At 66.5% G+C, this 23,797-nt stretch carries 24 protein-coding genes and 1 other RNA gene; 13 read left to right on the top strand and 12 right to left on the bottom strand.

Annotated elements, in window-relative coordinates; genetic code table 11:
• Window positions 1-75: 75 nt before the first annotated feature.
• Genes BN1193_RS04290 through BN1193_RS04280 form a run of 3 tightly spaced genes read right to left on the bottom strand, consistent with a single transcriptional unit; the run spans window position 76 to window position 2,025 of the window.
• Window positions 76-324 carry a hypothetical protein gene (locus BN1193_RS04290; RefSeq protein WP_040164307.1) on the bottom strand — a complete coding sequence of 83 codons (249 nt, stop codon included), beginning with the start codon at window positions 322-324 and terminating at the stop codon, window positions 76-78.
• Window positions 321-1,400, bottom strand: coding sequence for a tyrosine-type recombinase/integrase (locus tag BN1193_RS04285; protein WP_230206406.1), 1,080 nt, complete (start codon window positions 1,398-1,400; stop codon window positions 321-323). Before BN1193_RS04285 ends, BN1193_RS04290 begins: the two co-directional genes overlap by 4 nt.
• On the bottom strand, window positions 1,384-2,025 hold the full coding sequence (locus tag BN1193_RS04280) for a helix-turn-helix transcriptional regulator (protein ID WP_052460418.1): 642 nt from the start codon (window positions 2,023-2,025) through the stop codon (window positions 1,384-1,386). The genes BN1193_RS04285 and BN1193_RS04280 overlap by 17 nt, the downstream gene beginning before the upstream one ends.
• Window positions 2,026-2,115: 90 nt before the next feature.
• Here BN1193_RS04280 and BN1193_RS04275 point away from each other — a divergent pair, with 90 nt between their 5' ends.
• The 11 genes from BN1193_RS04275 (at window position 2,116) to BN1193_RS04225 (ending at window position 9,455) form a co-directional block, all read left to right on the top strand.
• Entirely contained in the window at window positions 2,116-2,313 is a 198-nt protein-coding gene (locus tag BN1193_RS04275) for a helix-turn-helix domain-containing protein (protein WP_040164306.1), read from the top strand.
• A 282-nt stretch (window positions 2,314-2,595) separates the two neighbouring features.
• Window positions 2,596-3,057, top strand: coding sequence for a hypothetical protein (locus BN1193_RS04270; protein WP_141396618.1), 462 nt, complete (start codon window positions 2,596-2,598; stop codon window positions 3,055-3,057).
• A 612-nt stretch (window positions 3,058-3,669) separates the two neighbouring features.
• Window positions 3,670-3,972 carry a WhiB family transcriptional regulator gene (locus BN1193_RS18550; protein ID WP_407662084.1) on the top strand — a complete coding sequence of 101 codons (303 nt, stop codon included), beginning with the start codon at window positions 3,670-3,672 and terminating at the stop codon, window positions 3,970-3,972.
• The gene (locus tag BN1193_RS04265; protein WP_040164304.1) at window positions 3,969-4,532 is read left to right on the top strand and encodes a hypothetical protein; all 564 of its coding nucleotides are present in this window, start codon (window positions 3,969-3,971) and stop codon (window positions 4,530-4,532) included. Before BN1193_RS18550 ends, BN1193_RS04265 begins: the two co-directional genes overlap by 4 nt.
• 190 nt (window positions 4,533-4,722) lie before the next feature.
• Complete coding sequence (locus BN1193_RS04260; protein ID WP_040164303.1) at window positions 4,723-5,574, top strand: phage major capsid protein; 852 nt, start codon at window positions 4,723-4,725, stop codon at window positions 5,572-5,574.
• Window positions 5,575-5,847: 273 nt separating this feature from the next.
• On the top strand, window positions 5,848-6,438 hold the full coding sequence (locus BN1193_RS04255) for a hypothetical protein (RefSeq protein ID WP_141396616.1): 591 nt from the start codon (window positions 5,848-5,850) through the stop codon (window positions 6,436-6,438).
• Window positions 6,431-7,108 (top strand): hypothetical protein, encoded by a 678-nt coding sequence (locus tag BN1193_RS04250; protein WP_040164301.1) that lies wholly within the window; start codon window positions 6,431-6,433, stop codon window positions 7,106-7,108. Before BN1193_RS04255 ends, BN1193_RS04250 begins: the two co-directional genes overlap by 8 nt.
• 44 nt (window positions 7,109-7,152) lie before the next feature.
• Window positions 7,153-7,395 carry a helix-turn-helix domain-containing protein gene (locus tag BN1193_RS04245; protein ID WP_040164300.1) on the top strand — a complete coding sequence of 81 codons (243 nt, stop codon included), beginning with the start codon at window positions 7,153-7,155 and terminating at the stop codon, window positions 7,393-7,395.
• A 41-nt stretch (window positions 7,396-7,436) separates the two neighbouring features.
• Entirely contained in the window at window positions 7,437-8,108 is a 672-nt protein-coding gene (locus BN1193_RS17815; RefSeq protein ID WP_141396615.1) for a hypothetical protein, read from the top strand.
• A gap of 2 nt (window positions 8,109-8,110) precedes the next feature.
• Complete coding sequence (locus BN1193_RS04230) at window positions 8,111-8,638, top strand: hypothetical protein (protein WP_040164297.1); 528 nt, start codon at window positions 8,111-8,113, stop codon at window positions 8,636-8,638.
• A 232-nt stretch (window positions 8,639-8,870) separates the two neighbouring features.
• Window positions 8,871-9,455, top strand: a complete 585-nt coding sequence (locus BN1193_RS04225; RefSeq protein WP_052460417.1) for a hypothetical protein — start codon at window positions 8,871-8,873, stop codon at window positions 9,453-9,455.
• A 14-nt stretch (window positions 9,456-9,469) separates the two neighbouring features.
• On the opposite strand, the gene BN1193_RS04220 is transcribed toward BN1193_RS04225, so the two are convergent.
• From BN1193_RS04220 to BN1193_RS04200, 5 genes are all read right to left on the bottom strand, one after another.
• On the bottom strand, window positions 9,470-10,555 hold the full coding sequence (locus BN1193_RS04220; RefSeq protein WP_040164293.1) for an alpha/beta hydrolase: 1,086 nt from the start codon (window positions 10,553-10,555) through the stop codon (window positions 9,470-9,472).
• Between the two features lie 41 nt (window positions 10,556-10,596).
• The gene (locus BN1193_RS04215; RefSeq protein ID WP_040164292.1) at window positions 10,597-13,581 is read right to left on the bottom strand and encodes a bifunctional [glutamine synthetase] adenylyltransferase/[glutamine synthetase]-adenylyl-L-tyrosine phosphorylase; all 2,985 of its coding nucleotides are present in this window, start codon (window positions 13,579-13,581) and stop codon (window positions 10,597-10,599) included.
• A 6-nt stretch (window positions 13,582-13,587) separates the two neighbouring features.
• Window positions 13,588-14,928, bottom strand: a complete 1,341-nt coding sequence (gene glnA / locus BN1193_RS04210; RefSeq protein ID WP_040164290.1) for a type I glutamate--ammonia ligase — start codon at window positions 14,926-14,928, stop codon at window positions 13,588-13,590.
• Between the two features lie 68 nt (window positions 14,929-14,996).
• A complete protein-coding gene (locus BN1193_RS04205) occupies window positions 14,997-15,215 on the bottom strand; it encodes a hypothetical protein (RefSeq protein WP_040164289.1) in 219 nt (72 codons plus the stop codon).
• 685 nt (window positions 15,216-15,900) lie between these two features.
• Window positions 15,901-17,292, bottom strand: a complete 1,392-nt coding sequence (locus BN1193_RS04200) for an HNH endonuclease signature motif containing protein (protein WP_040164288.1) — start codon at window positions 17,290-17,292, stop codon at window positions 15,901-15,903.
• A gap of 486 nt (window positions 17,293-17,778) precedes the next feature.
• Here BN1193_RS04200 and ppgK point away from each other — a divergent pair, with 486 nt between their 5' ends.
• Window positions 17,779-18,528, top strand: coding sequence for a polyphosphate--glucose phosphotransferase (ppgK, locus tag BN1193_RS04195; protein ID WP_040164287.1), 750 nt, complete (start codon window positions 17,779-17,781; stop codon window positions 18,526-18,528).
• A 50-nt stretch (window positions 18,529-18,578) separates the two neighbouring features.
• Here the strand turns inward: ppgK and rnpB are convergent.
• The 4 genes from rnpB to BN1193_RS04175 form a co-directional block, all read right to left on the bottom strand.
• An RNA gene (gene rnpB / locus BN1193_RS04190) (RNase P RNA component class A) lies at window positions 18,579-18,938 on the bottom strand.
• A gap of 71 nt (window positions 18,939-19,009) precedes the next feature.
• Window positions 19,010-20,626 carry a solute symporter family protein gene (locus BN1193_RS04185; RefSeq protein WP_040164285.1) on the bottom strand — a complete coding sequence of 539 codons (1,617 nt, stop codon included), beginning with the start codon at window positions 20,624-20,626 and terminating at the stop codon, window positions 19,010-19,012.
• Window positions 20,623-20,973, bottom strand: coding sequence for a DUF485 domain-containing protein (locus tag BN1193_RS04180; protein ID WP_040164283.1), 351 nt, complete (start codon window positions 20,971-20,973; stop codon window positions 20,623-20,625). Before BN1193_RS04180 ends, BN1193_RS04185 begins: the two co-directional genes overlap by 4 nt.
• A gap of 294 nt (window positions 20,974-21,267) precedes the next feature.
• The gene (locus BN1193_RS04175) at window positions 21,268-21,909 is read right to left on the bottom strand and encodes a TetR/AcrR family transcriptional regulator (protein WP_040164282.1); all 642 of its coding nucleotides are present in this window, start codon (window positions 21,907-21,909) and stop codon (window positions 21,268-21,270) included.
• 205 nt (window positions 21,910-22,114) lie between these two features.
• Between BN1193_RS04175 and BN1193_RS04170 the strand changes: the two genes are divergently transcribed.
• On the top strand, window positions 22,115-23,794 hold the full coding sequence (locus BN1193_RS04170) for an ABC transporter substrate-binding protein (RefSeq protein WP_040164280.1): 1,680 nt from the start codon (window positions 22,115-22,117) through the stop codon (window positions 23,792-23,794).
• Window positions 23,795-23,797 lie beyond the last annotated feature (3 nt).

The following is a 23,797-nucleotide window of genomic DNA, read 5'->3' as shown; positions in this document are numbered from 1 at the left end:
AGATCGCACGTAGTCCGCATCTAGTCCGCAAAAAACGAAGCGCCCGCCCTGTGAAGGGCGGGCGCTTCGCTGTTCTCACCTGGGTTTGAGAACGTGCGCGCAGCCATCAGCCCACTCGGCGATTCGGCGGAGTTCTGCCGAGACCTCACGAAGGTCCAACGCCACCTCGGTCGCACCGCTGAGCGCGTGGCCACGGTCCCCGTACTCGACTTTCTCGATCGTCATCGCGAGCGTGTCGAGCATCGAATCAGCACGCATGAGCCCGTCACGGACCCCCGCGATCTCTTCGGAGATTTCGTAGTAGCGATCTTCGGGAGAGGTCATGCCGTGATATCCATTTCTTTGGGTAAGGGACGAACGAGCGCGGCCGCGACCGCCGCACGCGAGGACTCATCTTTGTCCGGCCACAAGTGCCCGTAGGTGTCGAGCGTCGTCTTCGCCGATGCGTGGCGGAGACGTGCCTGAACCGTCTTGATGTCCAGCCCCGCCGCAATCAGCAGTGACGCGAAGTAGTGGCGGAGATCGTGATATCGGAACCCGTCTGGAAGGCCGTCGACCTTCGCCCGCGCCTGCCGAAATGCTTCTTCCATCCGGTACGGCGTGACGGCTCGACCAAATGTGCCGACGACGATCGTGCCGCTCCCCCACTCGACGACGTTCGCATTCAGCATCACCGCGAGTTCGGGCGGGATCGGGATCGGCGTCTTCGACATCTCGGTCTTCAATGGCAGGTCCGGGTATTGGATCGCCGGCGTCACTACCCCGCGCATGAAGTCGACGTCCTCGACGCGCAGTGCGACCGCCTCCGCGACCCGCAGGCCCGCGAACGCGCCGAGCAGGATCGCCGGTCGAAAGCCTCGGTCGATCGAATCATGTAGCGCCCACACCTGATCCGTGGTGGCTACGTAGGCCCGTTGCTTCGCCGCCGCCGGCGATGTGCGCCGCGAGCACGGGGACTTGCTGACGAGACCATCGTGGACTGCGTCCGTGAACACCTGGGCGAGTCTGGCGTGAAGCGCGTACACGTACGACGGTGCCAGCCCGCGGGTCTGTAGTTCCACGACCCACGCTTTCACGTCAGATGGGCGGATTGATCGCAGCAGTCGGGAGCCGAGATCGCTCTTGATGACCGCGAGGTGTACGCGCGCCTGTTTCACTGTCGAGTCACGGTGCTTCGCGTATCCGACGATCCAGGTATCGCACCAATCCGCGACCGTCGTCTTCGCTCGCCGGGGGTCGATGTATGTACCTGCCTGAAGCGCCGCGACCTGCGCGGCACCGTGCGCCTCTGCGTCACGCTTCAGCCTGAAGTGCTTCGACGACTCTTTGCCAGCGTCATCGCGCCACCGGACGCGCCACACGCCGTCGGGGCGTTGCTTGACGTTATATGTCGGCATCATCTGCCCCCGACACCTCTTCGAGCGCCCGCTTCCACCCGGCGAGCACGCTCGCCATCCTGGACTCGGTAGGCGTGGCATCGCCAAGCTCATCCCGGTATGTGGCGACGAGGGCTTCAATTCCCGCGCGCACGTGATGGAGTTCTGAGAGGGCTAGCACGTCGTCGGCCACGAGAATCAGGTCGGGATTGGTGGTCGTCTGAGCGAGTATCTCGTCGCGCGTGGGGGGCCGCCCGCCCCACACGCATGTGTCGTCCAACTGACCTGCTAGCGTCATTCGCTCGACGCCGAGGGTGTGAAGTGCTTGCATGAACACTCGCTGGGCGGTGCGCAGGTCCTCGAACGCAACGCCTATTGACGACTCCCCTTCAAGTGCCGCCAGATCCTCCACGGACGTACCAAGCACTCGCGCGAACGCGATCGCCTCGGACGCTCGGAGCTGTCGTCCGCCGGACTCCAGGCGCGCGATCGTCGTTTGATGCATCCCACGTACGCCAAGCTCTGCCAAGCGCGAAGCCAGTTCCGCCTGGGACAAGCCCCTACGTTCGCGCAGCGCCTTGATATTGCGCCCGATCGATCCGTCGATAATCGCCGTGAGGTCCGGCCTGCGCCCTTGATTCTCAGTCACGGATGAATCCTCTCACGAGTCAGCATTGACAATCAACACATCTCGGCATATCGTCATTTGTGTTCGCACTCAAACACAGGAGGCAAGTCAATGCCCACGCTCCCACCCCACCCGCGGTTCTTCTTCGTACCTGAGATCGCGCGGGAGCTCCGCCGCTCAGAAGCCGCCGTTCGGTGGCTCATTCAGACCAAGACACTCAAGTCATCGAAGCTCGCAGGACGACGAGTGGTGACGCAGAAGCAGCTCGACGATTTCTTCGCGGATGCGTTCGCCGAAGACGCCGGATGACCGACTCCCCACGTGGCGCTGACATTTCGCGCGACAACTTCTACCCCCTGACTTACCGGGACCCCACAGGGGAAACGGCTGTGCGGAACCTTTCGGGCCGGACCGTGCAGATGTCATGGGAGAACGGGGCAACCATCTTCCTCGACGTTGACGATGTCCGCCCCTTCCTCGCCCGCCTCCACTTCCGGATGTCCCGCAAGGGACTGATCTGGGGAAAGAGAAAATCCGCGGTTGCAGCCGCGGATTCCAAGCCAAAACCACCACGTCACTGAAGGATTCGACATGCCCACTGTACCCGCCACCACGCCTTCTCGCCGATCGCCCTACCGGCCCGACACCATGACTGACCTCGAACTGACTGCCCCGCCCGCCGAGTGGTATGGCGACGACTACACCGGCGCGTGCACCGTCGCGGGGCCGACCGGAACCCGATGCATCGGGAAGCCTGCGCACTCGGGGAACCATTACTCTCAGCGCGTCACGTGGTTCCCGAACTACTACGTCACCACGGAGGACACCGAAGGCGTGACGCGGTATGGGCTCGCCAGCGGAATCCGGCCGTGCCAGGCGCACTACGTCGACGCCGAAGGGGGCGAGTTTCGACTGTCTCCCGTCCCCGTCTTCGACGGGATGACGATCGAAACCGCGCTGATCTACGTTGACGAGCTCCGCCGCCTCATTGACGTGGCCGCGCAGCTCTCCGCCGAGGGCGCCAGCGAGAGCGCCGCGACACCCGCGGCATGACCCCGCAACGCCAAAACCGCCGCCCGACTGACCATCGGACGGCGGTTCCTCGAAGTAACCCAATGACCATTCTCCCTGAGCCAGCGCGGGTTTCCGCCGGGGAGGTAGACCCATGACGTGGACGCGCCTCAGCGACGACTTCACCGACCGTGTCGACGTCATGAACCTATCGGATGCCGCGTTCCGCCTACACATGCACGCGCTCGTGTGGTCGAACCGTTCGCTTTCGGACGGACTCATCCCGATGAAAGCGCTCCACCGTATCGCCGTCGACGACAGCACGGCAACGCATGTCGAAGCCCTCTGCACAGCCGGACTGTGGCAGGCCGCGGACGGCGGGTATCAGGTCGAATGGAAGGACCAGGAACCGGCTGAGCGCGTCAAGATCAGGCGCGGCGGAAACGCAGATCGACAGCGCGCCTACCGTGACCGAATGGCTCGGCACGAGGCGGGCGACCACAGCACGTGCACGTCGTGTAACGCGTTACGTGACACCAAACGTGGCCGGGGAGTAACACCACCCCTACCCAACCCGTCCCGACCGTCTAGGTCAGGGACGGGGGTTTGCAAGCACGTGATGAAAACGGCCCCCGACCGGAACGGTCGATCGGAATGCGTGGCCTGCGGCGACGCCATCAGCGAGCGAGCCGCATGATCGGCGGCGGACGTCCGAGCACGCGCAGCCTGCGGCAGTCTCGCGCGTTGCACGACGCGCTACACGACAGCCCACCACCGTGCACCGGAGATACCCGATTCACTCACGACGAATGGTCGCCAACCGAACTCACCGAGTTGGCGACCATTTGCCATTCCTGCCCCGTCCGCACCCTCTGCCGCGCGTTCGCGGACGCAGAACGACCGACCGCCGGCTACTGGGCCGGCAAGCCATACCCACCATCGAAGGAGCACCAATGACCACCACCGCCACGACCACCGGCCCATCCGACGACGGCGACCTGTCGGCTGACACGACACAGACGACCCACGACGACGATGCGATCGAGCTCGACACCAACGCGGACGCGGACGCCGACGACGAAGGACGCGAGCGGGGTGCGCGGGACGGTAACGCCGAAGCCGCACGCCGCCGCAAGCAGCTCCGCGCCGCCGAAGCCGAGCGCGACGACTACCGCGGACAGGTCGACGCCCTGACAGCCAGCGTGTCCGTCCTGCGCCGCCAGATGGCTGAACACGCCATCGAGCACGACCAGACGATGCGTCTTCAACGCCCCGCGGACCTCTGGGACATCGGCGGGTACGACGCCGCCGACCTCACCGGCGAGGACGGCCGGATCGATCCGGAGAAGGTTCGCGCCGCCGCCGAAACGATGACCCAGGAACGTCCCTACCTTGGCAAGGAGGTTCCCGGCCCGGGTGATCCGCATGCTCTTCTGAACGCCATCTTGCGGACCACCGGTGAGTCCAACGCGCCCGGCGACCCCTACGCGGCATGGGGTGCCGCAGTCAAGCGGTAACGAACAGCCCACCTGTGACGCCAGGAAACCCCGTCAGAACTGGCTACGCTTGATTCTGACGGGGATTCCTGGTTGAGCAGGCTCTCTCGAATCCACCGCCGAAGCGCCCAGAGGGCACCGACGAAGAACGCGAGACGCGGAACGTCGGACACATCCCAACTGGTCTGCGCACTCTCACGGAAGGCTCATCATGCCCGACACCCATCCCAACATCCCAAGCCTCAAAGTCCTCACCGGCGCCGCGATCGCCCCACTGCTCATCCGTCCGCTACAGACGGAGTCGGTCGCGATCGCCGCATCCACGTATATGGAAATCCGCGACGAATCGATCAGCTTCCCGATCATCACGACCGACCCGAGTGCGTCATGGGTCGCCGAGAACGAAGAGATCCCGATGTCAGAGGCCGCAGGCGCCTCGATCAACATCAAGCCGACGAAGCTCGCGGGGCTGACACACATCAGCAACGAGATCGCGAACGACTCGAACCCGACAGCCGCCGGCATCGCCGGACTCGCACTCGCGCGAGACATCGCCAAGAAGATCGACGCCGCATTCTTCGGACCCGAGAGCGCGAACGTCGTCCAGCAGTCGGGGCTCGAATCCATCCCGACCGGCGAATTCACCCACATCGACGCCAACCCGGCAACCTCCCTCGAAGCATGGGTCGACGCCCTCGCCGCCGCCGAAGCAGTCGGAACCGAACCGTCGACATGGGTCACCGACCCCGCGACCGCTCAGGCACTCGCCAAGCTCAAAACCGGCACCGGCTCGAACGTGTTCCTGCTCGGCCAGGGCGCCGAGAACGGCCCGTCCCGCCAGGTGCTCGGTGTCCCTCTCGTGGTGTCTCCGTACGTGCTCCCGGGGACCGTCTGGGGTATTCCTCGCGACCGCAGCATGATCATCATGCGCGAACGCGCGGAGATCGCCGTCGACAAGTCCTTCCGCTTCGGCTTCGACCAGACCGTGATTCGTGCAGTGTGCCGCGTCGGCTTCGGATTCCCGCACGCCGCGGGCATCGTCAAGATCACCAAGACCCCCTGACCCGGCCGGGGCGCCCGTTGGAAATCCGCGCGAGCGGGGGCGCCCCGACCCAGGTGTCAGACATGGACGGCTGACACCAACCCGCCGCCCGCCTGCCGACCCTCTCCGACCGGCAGGCGGGCGCACGCATTCCCGACCGCCTCACACACACGTGAGCCGCGCCAGCACGCGCCCCTCACACACACGTGTGCCGCGCCCCCAGCCGCGTTTATCGACCCCGCCGCCGCGAGCACCGCGCCGCCCCGGCCAGAACTGGTGAAAGGAACCACCACCATGACACCGACAGTCGCTGTGACCGAACGGCTGTTCTCCCGCACTACCCTCGCCGACGAACTCGACTCGCGAGAGCACCGCGCACGCAGCGTCATCGAGCGCGCCACCCTCGCCCAACTCGACGCGCTCGACCTCGACCGCATGATCCACGATGCCACCACCATCACACTCCCCGTCGTCGACTGGACGGCCCTGCGTGCCGATGTCACAGCCACCGACGACCAGTTGATGCGCGGCGTCGTCTGGTGGCCGTACAGCGGCCCCAGCGAGCCGTTCGGGTGGACACCGAACGAACGATGGATCACCGGCTACATTCCCGCCGCGACCGCGTCGAGCGCGACTGTCGCCGCCACGATCACCGCACGCACGCTCGTCGCTCGCGACCTCGACCGGCTCGCGCAGCAGACCCAGTCCCACGTGACGAGCTACCTCACGGCGCTGTGGGACGAACACCGCCGCGCCGCACCCTTGATCGCCGCGCGACTCCGCGACGCCGCCGCCCGGCGCCGCGCTCTACTCAACGCCGCCGCAGCACTCGAACGCCGACCCGACCAGCCCGACAACGAACCAAAGGAACCCGACCATGGCTGATGACCTTTCCGACCTCTACGCCGAACTCCGAAAACTACAGAGCGACGTGCACAGGCTCCAAGCGAACACGATGCTCGAAAACGCCGCGGTCGGTCGCGGCGGTGTCCGCTTCCACGACGGAGGTGGTATCAAGATCGATGACGGCGGATACCTCCGCATCACCGGCGGAGGGTTGCTCTACGTCGATGGCGAATGGTTCCTGATCGGAAACGGGAAGATCGACGGAGACGTCGACATGGCAGGAGACCTCACCGCGACCGGACGCGCGACACTCATCGGCCCCGTGGACGTCAAAGGCATCCTGTCGGTTCTCGCCGGCGGAAAGATCAAGGTCGGGACCGGCGTGACCCTCGAACCCGGCGCGGGCGCAGGAAAGGTCACCGTTTCCGGCGCGTCAGGTGACATGGTCATCCAGAACTCGCGCATCGAGTTCCCCGCCGGGGCGAAGCTCCAGCAGAACGCGCAGAACTTCGTGGGCCTGTTCTCCGACACCAGCGGAAGCATCACAGTCGGCGACGGCCGAGCCGAAATCGGGGCCGGGATCTACAGCATGACCATCACCGATGACGGGCACTTCTTCGAGTCGCTACCGCCCCACTCTGGCGAAGGCCTGGACTGGGTCGGCGTGAACTCATCGGGCAAAGTTCACCGGGTAGCGGGCAGCGCGTAAGGACGCGCGTCAGGTGATCTGCTCGGGTTCGTATCATCGAGAGCATGGACGAGCCCGAGCGGTTCCTGACGGCCGCGGAACTAGCGACGATGCTTCAATGCAGCCGCGCGTACGTGTACCGCCTCGCAAACACAGGCGCTGTGCCGACATACCGGATTGGCACACACCATCGATTCCTCGCATCGGAGGTTCGCGAGGCGTTGCGCGCCGAGCAGGAGAAGCCCATCGACATCTGGGAACGGCCGGCGCGGTCCCACTATGGTGGCCGGCGCGCACACACCTGGTGACGCGGCACTATCGTGTCCGCCGGACATGCCATCATGCAGGCATGAACTTCTCGCGGCGTTCGCCCCACGTAGCGCTAATCCCGGCCCTCGCCCTCACTCTGGTCGGATGTGCGATACAGGTGCCGTCGACACCGCAGGAGGCGAAAACAGCCAACTCGGGGGCGTCGCCGACGTCAAACGACACCACCACCACGGCGGTGCCCTCGACGGAACCGCCGGCCACCATACCCAGCTGGGTGCCGACGGACGGTGTCTGGCCTGAGCGCGACTACTGGCTAAATGAACGAATTGGGTTCGGCCAGCAGGTCGCTCACCCAATTGGCAAGTCGTTCGTCAACTCTGATCTTCGAGCTTCAGATTTCGCGCTCACTATCGCTCAACCACCGACAATTACTTCCGACGATGGCTGGCGGACCGCCACTATGACGTCGGTGGTGACGGTCGCCCGCATTCAAGACGCATGGCCGGACAGGGACATCGACCAAGGTGTCTCGTTCTGGTTCGAGCCCGGCGAGAGTCCCGAGTCGGCCGCGATGAATGAGGCTTGGGGACAACCTCGGCTCGACTGCGAGGACGACAACCCGCCTCTGAATACCAGCACTGAGTGCAAGGTTTCCTTCACGACTTACGAGTTCACCGCCTTCACGAATTCCTACTGGATGGTCAATCGAACGTTCGACGTCGCTGCTTGGCCTGGCCAGGGACAACCATGAGAATGGAACGCCGTGAAGTCGACGGAGTCATTGAGTGGCGAGACGGCTTCGGCGCGGAGTGGACAGCCCTAACCCAGCCGCTTGCCAACCAAGGCGCCGAGATGCTCGGCCTTATCGCTTATTGGGCGGCTTGGCTCGAACATGCCATCTCTCAATCGTGCATGATGATGTCCGATCACCCTGATGTCGCCGAACCGCTCGTGTCGGATGTCCACCGAATGAAGTCATCCGACATCGTCAATGCCATGCGCAAACTAGTAAGCCGGTCCGCCGACCCCGACGATCTTGCGCTGAGCGTACTTGAGCAGGCCACCGACGCCCTCGTCGCTCGAAACAAGATGCTCCACAGCGTCATCCTCGGCAATGACGCGAACGGTCGCTCCGCCGTGTTTCACCCACGCTACCCAGACGCAATCGACACAGTCGACCAGGCAGACCTCTTTGCGATCGCGCAACGTCTCTTCGACGCGTGCATGTCTGTCATGAGCATCGACTGGAGCAGGGTGGGTCTCGCCGTATCCACCCGTTAGTCCGCATTTGGTCCGCAAAAGTCTCAGCGGTGCGCGTGTCGACGCGTTCGCTCACATCAAGCGAAGCGCGTGATTCCGCGGAACTCACCCATCCCCGTCACCACCCAAGACCCCACGGATAGTTCGAGCTCTACTACGGCGTTTGACCCCGATCCGGAACGGCCCCGCAGCGTGGCTGCGGGGCCGTTCCGTCGTTCACCGACGTGTGACGGGGAGAGGTTAGGCTCGATCCATGCTCCGCCGCGCCGTCGTCCTTCCGGTTCTCGCCCTCGTGCTCGCTCTGGTCGGATGCTCCGCCGGTCCGACCGCGGTTCCGGCCGCTCCGCAACCGGCCGAACCGGCGCCCGCCGAAAAGGTACCGGCCGGGGTGGAACTGGACGAGGAGGGCTATGTCGTCTTCACGCTGATCGACAGTTGCGACGACGTGGCCGCGGTGGTCGGTCCCCTCATCGAGGGACTGGAGCCGGAGGAACGCAACTTCGTGGATGAGCGCGGCGCATCGTGCGAGTGGCACACGACGCTCGAATCGTTCGGCGAGAGCAACTTCGGGGCCAACTTCGCTTCCAACGATCTCGAGGTCACCGCAGTCGAAGACCTGATCGCCGGCGGCCTGACCGTGGTTGAGGACGCCGTCCTGGCGCAGCATGGAGGGATCGCCTACTACCTCGACGCCAGTCCGGAGTCGGCGACTGTTCTGATCACGAAGATCGAGACGCCCGAGGTCGAGATCAGTATCGGCGGCGCGAGCCTCAGCGCCGATCAGCCCACCACCCCCGAACAAGCCATCAGCATCGCCAAGCAGCTGCTCGGGTACTGAACGACAGCCCAATCTCAGGCGTGCAGGCGGCGCAGGGCGGAGACGACGTCCGCGTGCCAGCGGCGGGCGGCGGGAAGCGCGCCGAGGAAGATCGCGACGTCGTGGTTGACACCCTGGTACCGAACCACGCTGGCGTCGATGCCGGCCTTGCGCAGCGCGGCGCCGTAGGCGTCGCCGTTACCGCGCAGCGGGTCGTACTCGGCCGTGAGGATCACGGCCGGCGGCAGACCGGCGTGGCTGCTCGCCAGCAGCGGTGAGGCGTACAGATCGGTGGCGCGAGAACGGTCGCCGAGGTAGGTCTTCGCGACCGACAGCAGCTCCTTGACCGCGATGAACATCGGGATGCCAAGCGCCCACGTCGCCCGGAAGTCCACCGTCCGGCCGGTCAGCTCGACGACCGGAACCTCAAGCACCTGCAGAGCGAGCGGCGCTCCCCCGCGATCGCGATTCATCAGCGTCACGGCGGCCGCGATGCAGCCGCCGGCGGACGTGCCCTGCACCGCGATCCGGTCGGCGCGCACCTCCAGCGCGTCCGCGTGGTCGCGCACCCAGCACAGCGCCGCATAGCCCTGCTCGATCTGCGTCGGGAACCGGTGCTCCGGAGCCAGCGCGTAGTCCACGGCGATCGTGACGACCCCCGCGTCGGCGGTCCGGCGGCGATACGCCGCGTCGGTCGTCGGATAGTCGATGCCGCCGATGCGGAACGCCCCGCCGAAGAACGCCAGGACCACCGGCAGCGTCTGCTCGATGGAGGTGAGCGGTCGGTACACCCGCAGGCGCACGTCCGGGTAGCCGGGTACGGGAACGACATGCTCCGAGATCGACACCTCCGGTCCGACTGCTCCGACCGTCTCCAGCTCCTTGGCATCCCAGCGCAGGGCGGCGCGACGATGCTTCGCGCGTGCGGTGTCGTGCGGCCCGCGCGCCTTCTTCGGCGTCGGCGTGACCGGGTTCGGTACCGATGCGGCCACGGACCGATGGCCGGGACGAACCCGGTGCCAGGCCGCGGTGGCCTTCTCGCGCGCGCCGTCCCACGCCTGCCCCAGCAGATAGCGACGGTGCACGCGCAATCGTTCGGCGAAGAACGGGTCCAACGGCATGACGAAACCTCCGACTACCGAGCGTAGGTCATGGCCCCGACTCAGCCGTAGAAGAGCCGGTCGAACACGCGCCTCGACCGGCGTGTGGTGGCGAGGTAGTCCTCCTCCACCTGCGTGGCGGAGTGCTGCGGATAGCCGAGCAATCGGGCGATGCCGTCCAGGGCCTTGCGGTCGGTCGGCAGCACGTCACTGGTCCGCCCGGTCAGCAGAGTGTTGGCCGACCGCAGGCGGCTGGCAAGCAGCCAGGCCTCCCGCAGCTTCTCGGCGTCCTCCGCCCCCACGATGCCGGCTGCTTCCGCTGCGGCGAGGGCACCGAGAGTGGACGTCGTGCGCATCGCGGGCACGGCGTGTGCGTTCTCCAGCTGCCACAGCTGCACGAGCCACTCCACGTCGCTGAGCGACCCGGGACCCAGTTTGAGATGCCGGGATCGGTCGGCACCCTGCGGCAGGCGCTCGCTCTCGACCCGCGCCTTGATCCGCTTGATCTCCCGGATCGTGCGCTCATCGACGTCGACCGGGTACCGGACGGAGTCGGCGAGGGCCATGAACTTCGCCGTCAGCGCTCGGCTGCCCGCGGACGCTTCGGCGCGCAGCAGCGCCTGCGCCTCCCAGGGTTCGGACCATCGCGCGTAGTACTCGACGTACGCGTCGTACGATCGCGCGAGCGGGCCGTTGCGCCCCTCCGGTCGCAGATCGGCATCGAGATCGAGGGGCACCCGCGGGTCCTCGCTCAGGCGACGGAGCTCGGCCACGATGCGCAGGGAGAGCGTGGTGGCCTCCTGCGGGTCGACCTCCTGCGGGTCGAAGACGAACATGACGTCCGCGTCCGAACCGAAGCCCAGCTCTCGTCCCCCGAAGCGACCCATCGCGATCACGGTGAAATCGAGGGTGTCCGATTCCGGGGGAACGACCTCGCGGAACACCGCGCGCAGCGTCGCCTGGATGGTCGCTTCGGTGATCGAGGTGAGCGCCTCGGCGACGTCCTCGATCGTGAGGACGTCCAGGAGTGCGCCCATCGCCGTGCGCAGCAGCTCCCGACGCCGGAGGGCGCGGACCGCGCGCATCGCGCTCTCGATGGTCGCGTGCCGCTTCTGGATCGCCCGCGCCTCATCCAGCAGCGCGACGGAGCCGCGCGGACGCAGCGCCGCGTCATCGTCGAGCCAGGCGACCGATTCCGGAATCCACTCCATCAGTTCACCGACGTATCGTGAGCTGGACAGCACCTGCGTGAGGTGCTGGGCGGCGGCCGAGGAGTCGCGCAGCATGCGCAGGAACCAGGGCGAGTCCCCCAGTCGTTCCGAGATGCGCCGGAACGCGAGCAGCCCGTAGTCCGGGTCGACGCCGTCGCTGAACCACAGCAGCATCACCGGCATGAGGTGCCGTTGGATCGTGGCCTTGCGGCTCAATCCGGCGGTGAGTGCCGCGATGTGGCGCAGGGCACCGGCGGGGTCCGCGAAGCCGATGGCGGCGAGTCGATCGCGGGCCTGCTCGCTGGTCAGCACGAGCTCATCCGTGCCGAGGGCCGCGACAGCGGACAGCAGCGGCCGGTAGAACAGCCGCACGTGGATCTCTCGGATCTCCCGCTTGACGCGCTCCCAGAGACTCTGGACGGCGGGGCCCGTCTCGGCGAGCTGGGAAGCGCGGGCGAGGAATCGCATCCCCTCCGCACTGTCCGGCATCAGATGGGTGCGGCGGAGCTGACGCAGCTGCAGCCGGTGCTCGAGAACACGCAGGATTCGATAGTCGCGGGCGAACACCGCGGCGTCTTCTCGTCCGATGTATCCCTCGGCGACGAGGGAATCGAGCGCGTCGAGCGTCCCTCGGTCCCGGATGGACTCGTCGTGACGCCCGTGCACGAGTTGCAGCAGCTGAACGGTGAACTCGACGTCTCGCAGTCCCCCGGGCCCGAGCTTCAGCTGATGGTCGACCTCGTCGGCGGGGATGTTGTCCGTCACGCGCTTGCGCATGCGCTGCACGCTCTCGACGAAGTTGTCGCGCCCGGAGCTCTGCCACACCTTCGGCCGAACGGCGGCGATGTAGGCGTCACCGAGGTCCGGGTCACCGGCGATGGGACGGGCCTTCAGCAGGGCCTGGAACTCCCAGCTGGCCGCCCAGCGGTCGTAGTACGTCACGTGCGATTCCAGGCTGCGCACGAGGGCGCCCTGCTTTCCCTCCGGACGGAGGTTCGCGTCGACCTCCCACAGCGCCGGCTCGCGTTCCATGCCGGACACGCCGCGCATCGTCTCGACGGCGAGAGCGGTGGCCACGTCGATCGCACGGGCCTGGCTGAGCACGTTCTCGTCCGCGGACTCGGCGACGTAGATCACATCGACGTCGCTGACGTAGTTCAGCTCGCGGGCGCCGGTCTTGCCCATGCCGATGATGGCGAGCCGCGTGGCGTCGACCTCGGCCCGGGAGAAGCGTGCCCGAGCGGCGACGCGGGTGCGAGCAACGGCGAGGGAGGCCTCGATGGCGGCTCCGGCGAGGTCCGCAAGGGCCGCGCTGACGTCAGAGACCGCCGCGATCGGGTCTTCCTGCGCCAAGTCCCACGTCGCGATGCGAGCGAGTTGGCGGCGGTACGACACCCGCAGGTCGTTCCAGGCGGACTCGTCACCGGACGCCGCGAATCCGTCGACGATGCCGAGCGCCGCAGTGAACACGTCGGCCATCTCGCCTTCCTCCGGAAGTGCGCTCGGGACGCCCGCCAGCAGCACCAGCTGCTCGGGGTGGCGGTAGGCGAAGTCGGCGAGGCCGTCCGAGGCGCCCAGGGTGCGCCACAGGTTCGCGATGCTGTCCGCGGTGAGGCGGTCCGCGCGAGCGCGGTCCCCGTCGCGACGGACGACGCGCATGATGGCGCGCAGCGCGGCGTCCGGGTCCGCCGCCTCGGGAGCGGACACGAGGATCGTCTCGCGCGACAGGCCGGTGGCGGTGGCGAGCTCATCGAGCATCTCGTTCGCCGCGCTCAGCTCGCTGAATCCGCGGCGGGCGAGGTCGGTGAGGGAACCCGATCGGGCGCTGGTCGCCACGGCGACCTACAGCATCTCGAGGTTGGTATTCAGCTCGAAGGGCGTCACCTGGGCGCGGTAGTCGGCCCATTCCTTGCGCTTGTTGTTCAGGAAGTACTGGAACACCTGCTCGCCGAGCGTCTCCGCGACCAGCTCGGACTCGGCCATGTACTCCAGAGCATGGTCGAGGCTGGCCGGAAGCGGCGCGTAGCCAAGGGCGCGGCGCTCGGTCTCGGTGAGCGACCAGACGTTGTCCTCCGCTTCCGGGGGGAGCTCGTAGCCCTCTTCGATGCCCTTGAGGCCGGCGGCCAGCATGAGCGAGTAAGCGAGGTACGGATTCGCCGCGGAGTCGAGGGCGCGGTACTCGATGCGGGTCGACTGCGACTTGTTCGGCTTGTAGAGCGGGATGCGGATGAGCGCGGAGCGGTTGCTGCGTCCCCAGCAGATGAAGCTCGGCGCCTCGTCGCCGCCCCAGAGGCGCTTGTACGAGTTGACGAACTGGTTCGTCACGGCGGTGATCTCGTTGGCGTGCTTGAGGAGACCGGCGATGAACTGGCGTCCGACGCGGGAGAGCTGGTACTCCGCGCCCTCTTCGTAGAACGCGTTGCTGTCGCCCTCGAACAGCGACATGTGCGTGTGCATGCCGGAACCGGGCTGGCCGGACAGCGGCTTCGGCATGAAGGTCGCGTAGACGCCCTGCTCGATCGCCACCTCCTTGATGACCGTGCGGAACGTCATGATGTTGTCCGCGGTGGCGAGCGCGTCGGCGTAGCGGAGGTCGATCTCGTTCTGGCCGGGGCCGCCCTCGTGGTGGCTGTATTCGACGGAGATGCCGATGTCCTCGAGCATCCGGACCGAGCGGCGGCGGAAGTCGTGGGCGGTGCCGCCCGGGACGTTGTCGAAGTAGCCCGCGGAGTCGACCGGCTCCGGCTGGCCGTTCGCCCCGAGGCGCGAGGACTTGAGCAGGTAGAACTCGACCTCGGGGTGCGTGTAGAAGGTGAAGCCGCGGTCGGCGGCCTTCGCCAGCGTGCGCTTGAGGACGTGGCGGGGGTCGGCCACGGCGGGCTGTCCGTCCGGCGTCGTCAGGTCGCAGAACATGCGGGCGGTGGGGTCGATCTCGCCGCGCCACGGCAGGATCTGGAAGGTGGACGGGTCCGGCTGCGCGAGCAGGTCCGACTCGTAGGTGCGCGTGAGGCCTTCGATCGCGGAGCCGTCGAAGCCGAGGCCCTCGGCGAACGCTCCCTCGACTTCTGCGGGTGCGAGCGCGACCGACTTCAGGGTGCCGGTGACGTCCGTGAACCAGAGGCGGACGAACTTCACCCCGCGCTCCTCGATGGTGCGAAGAACGAAGTCGCGCTGCTTGTCCATCCGGATCCTCTCGTCGTGCTTCTGTCAGGCTACCGGGGCGGGATGCCCGCCCCGGTCACCGGCCCCGGTCAGTCCTTGCCCCAGTCGTCTTCGCGGGCGTCTTCGTCGGCCCAGGCGCGGGAGCGCTCCTTGATGATCTCCGGCGCGCGTTCCGCCTCCTCGCGGGTCGCAAATGGGCCGAGACGCTCCGGTGCGGGCGAGATCCGACCATGCTCGACCTCGCCGGTGTCGGAGTTGTACCAGTAGGCGTCGTCGTCGGACGGGTCGATGAATTCCTTCTCGGACATGAGTCCTCCTTCGTTCAGGGCCAGCCTATGGGCGCTCGCCGGGTCGAGCGAGGGTGTGTCGGCTTGGCGGGATGTTCGCCACGGGCAGGTTCCTCCGTTCGCGTGGCGCGTGCGGGCGCTGCTGGGGACCTGCACTGGCTCTGGTGCTCGCGCTCTTCTCGCCGAGAGGACCCGGATTCTTGGGGGCGGTGCTGTTTTTCATTGGTCGGCGCGCGGTCGCGATCCCTGTCTTTGCGCGAGTGCCCTCTTTGCGACAGGTTGGCCCGTGCGTGGCGGAGGTGGCCGGCTCTCGTTCCAGCCTTGTCGCGTTCATTTCGGCTTAAGACGACACGGGTTTTCGGGGTGGTGCTGTTCACGTGTCGGCGCACGGATGTCGGGGTGGTTGCGCTGGATGCGCTCGGGGTGCCGTGGCTGCTCTGCGTTCTGCGCTGAGGGTTCCGGCGGGGTTGCGTTTTCGGCTTAAGACCGCCCGTCGCGGATCGGCTCCCGTCGCCGGGTCGCGTTCCTGGGGTGGGCATTGGCCGACCGGTCGGCATCCCAACGCCGGTCGCCCCTGGGGTCGCTACCCCGTCACCGGCCGCGATCCCGTTGGCGACCCCGTTCTCGGTCGTTGGGTCAGCGCCGGAGAAACGAAACGTCGCGGGGCGCGCCGTGGGCGTGGTGGAGGCGGAGTTCTCCCCGGACATCACGCACCCCGCTTCGGCAGTCCCGCGGCCCGTGGGCCGGTCGAATGCCAGGTCTTCGTGGGGTCGATCCAGTCGGGTGGTCGCACTTCGGGGACGCCCTCTGTCATCCGGATGTCCCAGCCCATTCGGTCGATGAATCGGTGGTGGTGCCAGCAGATCAGCACCCCGTTATCGACATCGGTTTCACCACCTTGCGCCCATCCGGTGACGTGGTGGATTTCACACCACCGTGCCGGGGTGTGGCATCCCGGGATCACGCAGGACCGGTCCCGGGCACTGATCGCACGCCGCTGGTCAGTGCTGAACACCCGCTTGTCGATGGTGAGCTTGACGATCCGTCCGTTGGCGGCGGTGGTGAGGTGCTGGATCGTGCCACAACATCCGACATGCTTCGCCGCGGCGAACGGAACCGGCACATCCGTGCCCGTCGCATCTGCCCCGGGGATCGTGGCCCACCCCTCACCGGCACGAACGGTGTCTTCCGTCGCGTGGATCACCAGCACGGGTGCGCCGCCGCCGTTCGTCGGCATGTCGGGAGCGTTGGGGACCGCGGCAAGGATCGTGCCGAGGGCGTCGTGGTTGCGTTGCGCCATCGTCCGCACATCCGCGTTCTCGTCGGATTCGTCGGTGGGCCGGAACTTCACGCCCGCGGGCTGGCCGTGCGGGTTGTTGATCGAATCCAGCAGCACCGAGAGCGCACCGGCGACATCCGGGACGAGCTGACCGGTGATCGGCACGAGCCCGTTCCGCTTGACCCCGAGCCGCAAGGCCCGACCCGGGAACGCCTTCTCCTCTTCCGCCTCGGCACCGGTGATGTCCAGGTCGGTGGCCAGGCGGAGGGAAGCGTCCCGGAGGGTGTCGCACATGACCGGCGCACCGGTGGTCGTGGTCATCGCGGCGAGAACCTCATTGGCCTCCGCGAGGTCGGCCGCGTCGACGCGGTCCTTGACCTCCCGCAGGGGCCGGGTTGCGGCCTCGAGCCCGTCCGCCCCGATGGCTCCGGTGGTGAGCGCTTCACGGAGGGCGGGGAACTCAGCCGGCCGGATCTCACCCGACGCGAGCGTGCGCTTCGGCTTCACGACGGCCGCGAGTCGGCTCCATCGCTTGACGGTGGTGGGTGCGGCACCGGTGGTGCGTTGCATCACTTCATTCGCTGAACGGCAGTCGGAAGAAACGTCGAAGCGCTCTGCAGATGCGGAGCGCTTCTCGATGACGCCGGTGCCGACCACCAGGGTGGCTTCGACCTGCCGGTACAGATCGCCGACTCCGATCAGGAACCCGAGAACATCGTCCCGGTCGGCCGTGTCGAGGGTGCCGGAAACCAGGATGGAGCGGAGGTCGGCGACGGCATGAGCCATCGTTTCCCGGGTCCGTTCCATCGTCGTGTTCATAACCCATATTTTACGCCGGGGCACCGACATTCGACGTTGAATATCCCAGGCTGTGGATGGATTTCGGCCTGTGGAGATGAGGTTTCTCTCACCCCCGATCCCGCCGACCAACTGACCGTCGTTTCGTCTCGCTGACGCTCGCCGAACGACCAGCGCCGCGGCCCCGATTTGGAACGCGAGCCGGCGAGCGGAACGTCCCCATCCGCGGGGCCGTCTTAAGCGGAAGACCTGACGCGGCACGGAACGCGAGCCGACGTCCGGAACGTCCCCACCCGAGGGCCCGTCATAAGCGAAAGACCCCGGCCCAACGAGAACGCGACCCGGCGTCCGCAACGTCCCCACCCACGCGCACGTCTTAGGCGGAAGACCCCGGCCCGACGAGAACGCGACCCGTCCTGCGGAACGCCACCATCCACAGTCCGGTCAAAGCGAAAGCGGAACGCGCGCAGCGCACCACGGTCCGCGTCCAGCCGATAATCTGGCCCCATGACTTCAGCACGTGCGGTGGGTGTGGACATCGGGGGAACCGGAATCAAGGCGGGTCTGGTGGATCTCGCGAAGGGCGAGCTCATCGGCGACCGTGTGCGGGTGGCGACACCGTCGGGGGCGAAGCCGCAGGATGTTCTCGGCGCCGTCCAAGAGGTGCTCACGACCCTCGGCGTCGCCGAAGACCGCGTGCCGATCGGAATCGACTTCCCCGCCATCGTGAAGAACGGACGCACCCTGTCCGCTTCGAACGTGTCCGCGGACTGGAAGGACTTCGAGGCGGAGAAGTTCTTCGAGAAGGGCCTGGGCCGTGACATCCACTTCGTCAACGATGCCGACGCCGCCGGTGTGGCCGAGGTGCGATACGGCGCCGCGAAGGGCAAGCCGGGTCTGACGATCCTCACCACTCTCGGGACGGGCATCGGCAGCGCGTTCCTGTACAACGGCGTGCTCGTGCCGAACACCGAGCTCGGCCACCTGCTCTACAAGGGCAAGTCCATCGAGAAGTACGCTGCGGTCTCCGTCAAGGAGGACAAGGAGCTGTCCTACAAGAAGTGGGCCAAGCGTCTGCAGGTGTTCTACTCGCTCGTCGAGTTCCTCTTCTCCCCCGACCTCCTGGTGGTCGGCGGCGGCATCTCGAAGCATGCCGATGAATTCCTGCCGCTGCTCAAGCTCGACACGCCCATCGTGCCGGCTGTGCACCGCAACTTCGCCGGCATCATCGGCGCGGCGAGCCTCGCGGGCGACTGATGACCCGATGACGAAAGGCCCCGGCAGTGCCGGGGCCTTTCTCACGTCAGGGAACGGGCCGGCCTGTACGCCGGGTTCTGTCCCGAGACCGAAGTCCCATCGACGGCCATCTCTCTCGACGACACGTTGCCGTGCCGTTCCAGCGACCTACCCGAGGACTCGGCGAGCCGCGTCAACATCCTCTGTCTGGTCTTGCTCCGGGCGAGGTTTACCGAGCGAACCGTGTCACCACGGCCCCTGGTGGTCTCTTACTCCACCCTTTCACCCTTACCGGGACGAGTCCCGGCGGTCTTCTCTCTGTGGCACTGTCTCGCGGATTTCTCCGGGTGGGTGTTACCCACCGCCCTGCCCTGCGGAGCCCGGACGTTCCTCGGTGCGGTTGCCCGCCACGCGACCGTCCAGCCGACCCGTTCACCGTCCATTCTAGAACGCCGGCGGGCGACGCATTCACTGCGCCGCCCGCCGTTCGTTCCGATACGGATCAGTGGTCGATGGCACCCTCGGCGCCGTGACCGGTGAGCGAGCGGACCTCCATCTCCGCCGCGAGGCGCGCGTCCTCGGCACGGCGGTCGGTGATCGACCCCAGCCAGCCCAGGATGAATCCGAGCGGGATGGACACGATGCCCGGGTTGTTCAGCGGCCAGATCGCGAAGTTCACGTTCGGGAAGATGCTCGTCTCCGCGCCGGAGAACACCGGCGACAGGACGATGAGGATCAGCGCGCTGGCGAGCCCCCCGTACATGCTCCAGACCGCGCCACGCGTGGTGAAGCGCTTCCAGAACAGCGAGTACAGGATCGTCGGCAGGTTGGCCGAAGCCGCGACGGCGAAGGCGAGCGCGACCAGGAAGGCCACGTTCTGGCCCTGCACGCCGATACCACCGGCGACGGCCAGCACACCGATCACGATCACCGTGCGACGGGCGATCTTGACCTCGGCGTCGGGCTGGGTCTTGCCCTTCTTGATGACGTTCGCGTAGATGTCATGCGCGAACGACGCCGCCGCCGTGATGGTCAGACCGGCGACCACGGCGAGGATCGTCGCGAACGCGACCGCCGAGATCAGGCCGAGCAGGATCGGGCCACCGAGCGCGTTCGCGAGCAGCGGCGCCGCCGAGTTCACGCCACCGGGCGCGTTCTTGATGGCATCCGGACCGACGATCGCACCGGCACCGTAGCCGAGCACCAGCGTGAGCAGGTAGAACATTCCGATCAGGATGATCGCCCACACCACCGACTTTCGGGCTTCCTTCGCGGTCGGAACCGTGTAGAAGCGCATCAGGACGTGCGGCAGACCGGCGGTGCCGAGCACGAGCGCGAGACCGAGCGACAGGAAGTCCCACGGGTTGTGGCCGTACTGCAGACCCGGGTCGAGGATGGCGTCCGGCGGCGTCGTGGTGGACGCCTCGACCGCGGCACCGAGCAGCGTGTTCAGGTTGAAGCCGTTCAGCGCGAGCACCCAGACCGTCATGATGATCGCACCGGCGATCAGCAGAGCCGCCTTGACGATCTGCACCCAGGTGGTGCCCTTCATACCGCCCACGAGGACGTAGATGATCATCAGGACGCCGACCACCGCGACGACGATCGACTGACCGACCTTGTCATCGATGCCCAGCAGCAGCGACACCAGACCACCGGCACCTGCCATCTGCGCGAGCAGGTAGAACAGGCAGACGGCGAGCGTCGTGATGGCTGCGGCCATCCGGACCGGACCCTGCTTCAGGCGGAAGGACAGCACGTCCGCCATCGTGAACTTGCCGGTGTTGCGCATCAGCTCGGCGACCAGCAGCAGCGCGCAGATCCACGCCACCAGGAAGCCGATCGAGTAGAGGAACCCGTCGTAGCCGTTGATCGCGATGGCGCCGCAGATTCCGAGGAACGACGCCGCCGACAGGTAATCACCGGCGATCGCGAACCCGTTCTGGGTGCCGCTGAAAGAGCGACCGGCGGCGTAGTAGTCCGCCGCCGACTTGTTGTTGCGGCTCGCTCGGATCACGATGAACAGCGTCACCGCGACGAACAGGCCGAAGATGGTCATGTTCAGGACCGGGTTGTTCTCCACCTGCGTGGGCTCCACGGCCGCCAGAATCCCGTTCATGCGCGAGCCTCCGTCGCCTCGAGTTCGTCACGGATCTCCGTCGCGACCGGGTCCAGCTTCCGGTTCGCGTACCAGACGTACAGCCCGGTCACGAAGAACGTCCACACGAACTGGAACAGCCCCATCAGCAGGCCGATGTTGATGTAGCCCCACACGCGGATGGACATGAACTCGGGCGCGAAGCCGGCGAGCAGCACGAACACCAGGTAGAACACCAGCGACAGCGCGAACAGCGGGAACACGAAGCTCCGGTGACGACGACGCAGCTCACCGAAGCGCGCGCTCGTCTGGACCTCGATGTAGTCGATCGACTCCTCACCGGGTGTCGGGTGGAATGTCTCCGTCATAGAAAGGCCTCCTCGCCCTCGTCGCACCGGCGTCGTCGCCGGAATCGACATCGAGACGGCGTCGTCTCGACTGCGGACGATCGTAGGAAACTCTCAGACTCCTGCTATACCCCCGGATGGGGGTAGTACCCGAAATCGACCGCTGCCGACCTCACCGGGATGGTGCCGACGACGAGGTGCGCCCCGTCGAAACGGACGGAATTCCGCGGCTGAACGCCCGTCCTCCGCGAGCTACGGCATCCCGCCGCGGGCACGCGGAAATTCACGCCGAATGCAGTTCGCTCGGGCGCGTCGTCAGACCGAGGGGTCGATGCCGGCCGGGGTGTGATCGAGCACAGCCGACACGATGGCCTCGATCGCGAAGCGCGTCGTTCGGGCCAGTTCGATCGCGCCGGGCGAGAGCAGCCACTGCACCTGCAGGCCGTCCATGACCGCGACGATCGCCGCCGCACCGGAATCGATGAGCGCAGGCTCGGACACACCGCGCTGGGCGCAGACCTCGCGGAACGCCGACGCGATGTCCTCGCGCAGCCGGTCGTACCGCTCGATGAAGTACTGCTGCGCCGGGTGTCCGTCGGTGACCGACTCCCCCGAGAGCACGGCGAAGGCCTGGACGATGCCCGCCCGGTTCTCGTTGAGCTCCGCCGTGCGCACCAGGTGGCGGAACAGCTCCGCGCCACCGGGGATGTGCCGCCCGTCCAGGTGGTCGACGTCGGACTCGTCGCGGTAGGTCAGCACCTCGAGCAGCAACTGATCCTTGGAGCCGAAGTGATGCAGGATCCCGGCGTGGGTCATGCCGACCTGATCGGCGATCTCGGCGAGCGTGCCGTTCGCATATCCCTTGCTGCCGAACACATCGGTCGCCGCCGCCAGAATCGCGCGCCGCTTCGCGAGCGTTTCCGGGCGCGGGCCAGAAGCCTTCTTGACGTCCACCATGGTTCCGATCCCACCTCACCTTCGAGAAGATCCTGCCCCACTCGCCACCATCGGGCGGTGACCTCACGGGGTGAAACTGCGTGGCCGGATCGTTATTTGCGAACTTACTTACTCATGAGTAAGGATAACCACCAAGCGATGACGGCACCAGCACATCGCTCCGAGCGTTCGGCGCAGTCGCCGAACCCCGACGAAGGAGACAGCAGTGAGGCTGAAGTCCACTCTCACGGGGGCAGCGATCATCGTCGCGCTCTCGATCACGGCGCTCACCGGATGTTCTTCCGGTGGCAACGGCGACTCGGGCGATGCGAAGAGCCCGAAGGCCGGCGCGTCGATCACCGTCGCCAAGCCGGACGGCGCGATCCCGCCGGAGAACAACAACCCGTTCGTCGACGGTTCGGCGAACAAACTCGGATACACGAACGCCATCTACGAGCCGCTCGCGATCACGAACGCCATCAAGCCGAGCGAAGCCCCGGTGCCGTGGCTGGCGAAGGAGTTCACCTGGGCTGAGGACTACAAGTCGATCAAGATCGTCGCGCGCGACGGCGTCACGTGGAACGACGGCGAGAAGTTTACCGCTGACGACATCGCGTACACCTTCCAGCTGCTCAAGGACGTCCCCGGCCTCGACACGCAGGGCATCGGCGTCGCCTCCGTGGCCACGGACGGCGACACCGTCACGGTCACCTTCACGGACCCGATGTTCGTCAAGCAGGAGAAGGTGCTCAACCGCCAGATCGTGGCGAAGCACATCTTCGAAAAGGTCAAGGACCCGGCCAAGGACAACGTCGAGGACGCCGTCGGAACCGGCCCCTACAAGCTCAAGCAGTTCACCAACCAGAGCGTCGAGCTGACCGCACGGGACGACTACTGGGGCGGCAAGCTCGCCGTGCCGACGCTGTTCTACACGTCCTACAACGACAACACGGCGCTGACCACCGCCCTCGCCACCGGTGAGGTCGACTGGGCGCAGTCGAACATCCCGAACCGCCAGAGCGCCTACCTGGACAAGGACAAGGACCACAACGTCTACTGGGCACCGGCCAACCTCGGCATCGACACCCTGTTCGTGAACACCGCGAAGGCGCCGTTCGACAACGTCGCGTTCCGCCAGGCCGTGAACATGGTGATCGACCGCGGACAGTACGTCGACATCGCCCGCGAAGGCAGCGTCGACCCGCTGAAGAGCGTCACGGGACTGCCGAGCCCGGCCGGCGATGCGTTCGTCGCGAGCGATTTCAAGGGCAAGGACCTCAAGGTCGACGTCAACGGCGCCAAGAAGGTGCTCACGGACGCCGGTTACACCTTCGATGGTGACAAGCTCAAGGACCCGTCCGGCAAGGCCGTCTCGTTCACCTTGACCGTTCCCCAGGGATGGACGGACTACGTCACGGGTATCAGCCTCATCGCCGACGCCGTGAAGTCCATCGGTGTCGAGGCGAAGACGGACACCCCGGACGCCGACACCTGGACGCAGAACATCCAGACCGGAAACTTCGACGCCGCACTGCACTGGACCGACAGCGGTTCGACGCCGTACGACTTCTACAGCGACCAGATGGACGGCAAGTGGGTCACGGGCGCCGCGGACGGCAAGCTGCAGTACAACTTCGGCAAGTTCCAGAACGCGGACGCCACGAAGGCGCTCGCCGAGTACGCCTCGACGAGCGACGAGGCGGCCCGCACCAGTGCCCTGGCGACGATCGAGAAGATCTACGTCGACCAGGTCCCGGCGATGCCGATCGCTGCCCGCCCCGACATCGCGCAGTACAATACGCGCAACTATGTCGGCTGGCCGACGGATGAGGACCCGTACGCCTCCGCCGACCCGACCAAGCCGTCGGTGGCCTACATCCTGACCAAGCTCAAGCCCGCCAACTGACGA

It is taken from the genome of Microbacterium gorillae (assembly GCF_000826185.2).
GTDB classification, from domain to species: domain Bacteria; phylum Actinomycetota; class Actinomycetes; order Actinomycetales; family Microbacteriaceae; genus Microbacterium; species Microbacterium gorillae.
This window is presented reverse-complemented; position numbering and strand designations above follow the sequence as displayed.

Excerpts from the sequence above, each read along its gene's own strand:
- BN1193_RS04290 (WP_040164307.1), bottom strand. The coding sequence starts at position 324 with ATGACCTCTCCCGAAGATCGCTACTACGAAATCTCCGAAGAGATCGCG.
- BN1193_RS04285 (WP_230206406.1), bottom strand. The coding sequence starts at position 1,400 with ATGATGCCGACATATAACGTCAAGCAACGCCCCGACGGCGTGTGGCGC.
- BN1193_RS04275 (WP_040164306.1), top strand. The coding sequence starts at position 2,116 with ATGCCCACGCTCCCACCCCACCCGCGGTTCTTCTTCGTACCTGAGATC.
- BN1193_RS04270 (WP_141396618.1), top strand. The coding sequence starts at position 2,596 with ATGCCCACTGTACCCGCCACCACGCCTTCTCGCCGATCGCCCTACCGG.
- BN1193_RS18550 (WP_407662084.1), top strand. The coding sequence starts at position 3,670 with ATGCGTGGCCTGCGGCGACGCCATCAGCGAGCGAGCCGCATGATCGGC.
- BN1193_RS04265 (WP_040164304.1), top strand. The coding sequence starts at position 3,969 with ATGACCACCACCGCCACGACCACCGGCCCATCCGACGACGGCGACCTG.
- BN1193_RS04260 (WP_040164303.1), top strand. The coding sequence starts at position 4,723 with ATGCCCGACACCCATCCCAACATCCCAAGCCTCAAAGTCCTCACCGGC.
- BN1193_RS04255 (WP_141396616.1), top strand. The coding sequence starts at position 5,848 with ATGACACCGACAGTCGCTGTGACCGAACGGCTGTTCTCCCGCACTACC.
- BN1193_RS04250 (WP_040164301.1), top strand. The coding sequence starts at position 6,431 with ATGGCTGATGACCTTTCCGACCTCTACGCCGAACTCCGAAAACTACAG.
- BN1193_RS04245 (WP_040164300.1), top strand. The coding sequence starts at position 7,153 with ATGGACGAGCCCGAGCGGTTCCTGACGGCCGCGGAACTAGCGACGATG.
- BN1193_RS17815 (WP_141396615.1), top strand. The coding sequence starts at position 7,437 with ATGAACTTCTCGCGGCGTTCGCCCCACGTAGCGCTAATCCCGGCCCTC.
- BN1193_RS04230 (WP_040164297.1), top strand. The coding sequence starts at position 8,111 with ATGGAACGCCGTGAAGTCGACGGAGTCATTGAGTGGCGAGACGGCTTC.
- BN1193_RS04225 (WP_052460417.1), top strand. The coding sequence starts at position 8,871 with ATGCTCCGCCGCGCCGTCGTCCTTCCGGTTCTCGCCCTCGTGCTCGCT.
- BN1193_RS04220 (WP_040164293.1), bottom strand. The coding sequence starts at position 10,555 with ATGCCGTTGGACCCGTTCTTCGCCGAACGATTGCGCGTGCACCGTCGC.
- glnA (WP_040164290.1), bottom strand. The coding sequence starts at position 14,928 with ATGGACAAGCAGCGCGACTTCGTTCTTCGCACCATCGAGGAGCGCGGG.
- BN1193_RS04205 (WP_040164289.1), bottom strand. The coding sequence starts at position 15,215 with ATGTCCGAGAAGGAATTCATCGACCCGTCCGACGACGACGCCTACTGG.
- BN1193_RS04200 (WP_040164288.1), bottom strand. The coding sequence starts at position 17,292 with ATGAACACGACGATGGAACGGACCCGGGAAACGATGGCTCATGCCGTC.
- ppgK (WP_040164287.1), top strand. The coding sequence starts at position 17,779 with ATGACTTCAGCACGTGCGGTGGGTGTGGACATCGGGGGAACCGGAATC.
- BN1193_RS04185 (WP_040164285.1), bottom strand. The coding sequence starts at position 20,626 with ATGAACGGGATTCTGGCGGCCGTGGAGCCCACGCAGGTGGAGAACAAC.
- BN1193_RS04180 (WP_040164283.1), bottom strand. The coding sequence starts at position 20,973 with ATGACGGAGACATTCCACCCGACACCCGGTGAGGAGTCGATCGACTAC.
- BN1193_RS04175 (WP_040164282.1), bottom strand. The coding sequence starts at position 21,909 with ATGGTGGACGTCAAGAAGGCTTCTGGCCCGCGCCCGGAAACGCTCGCG.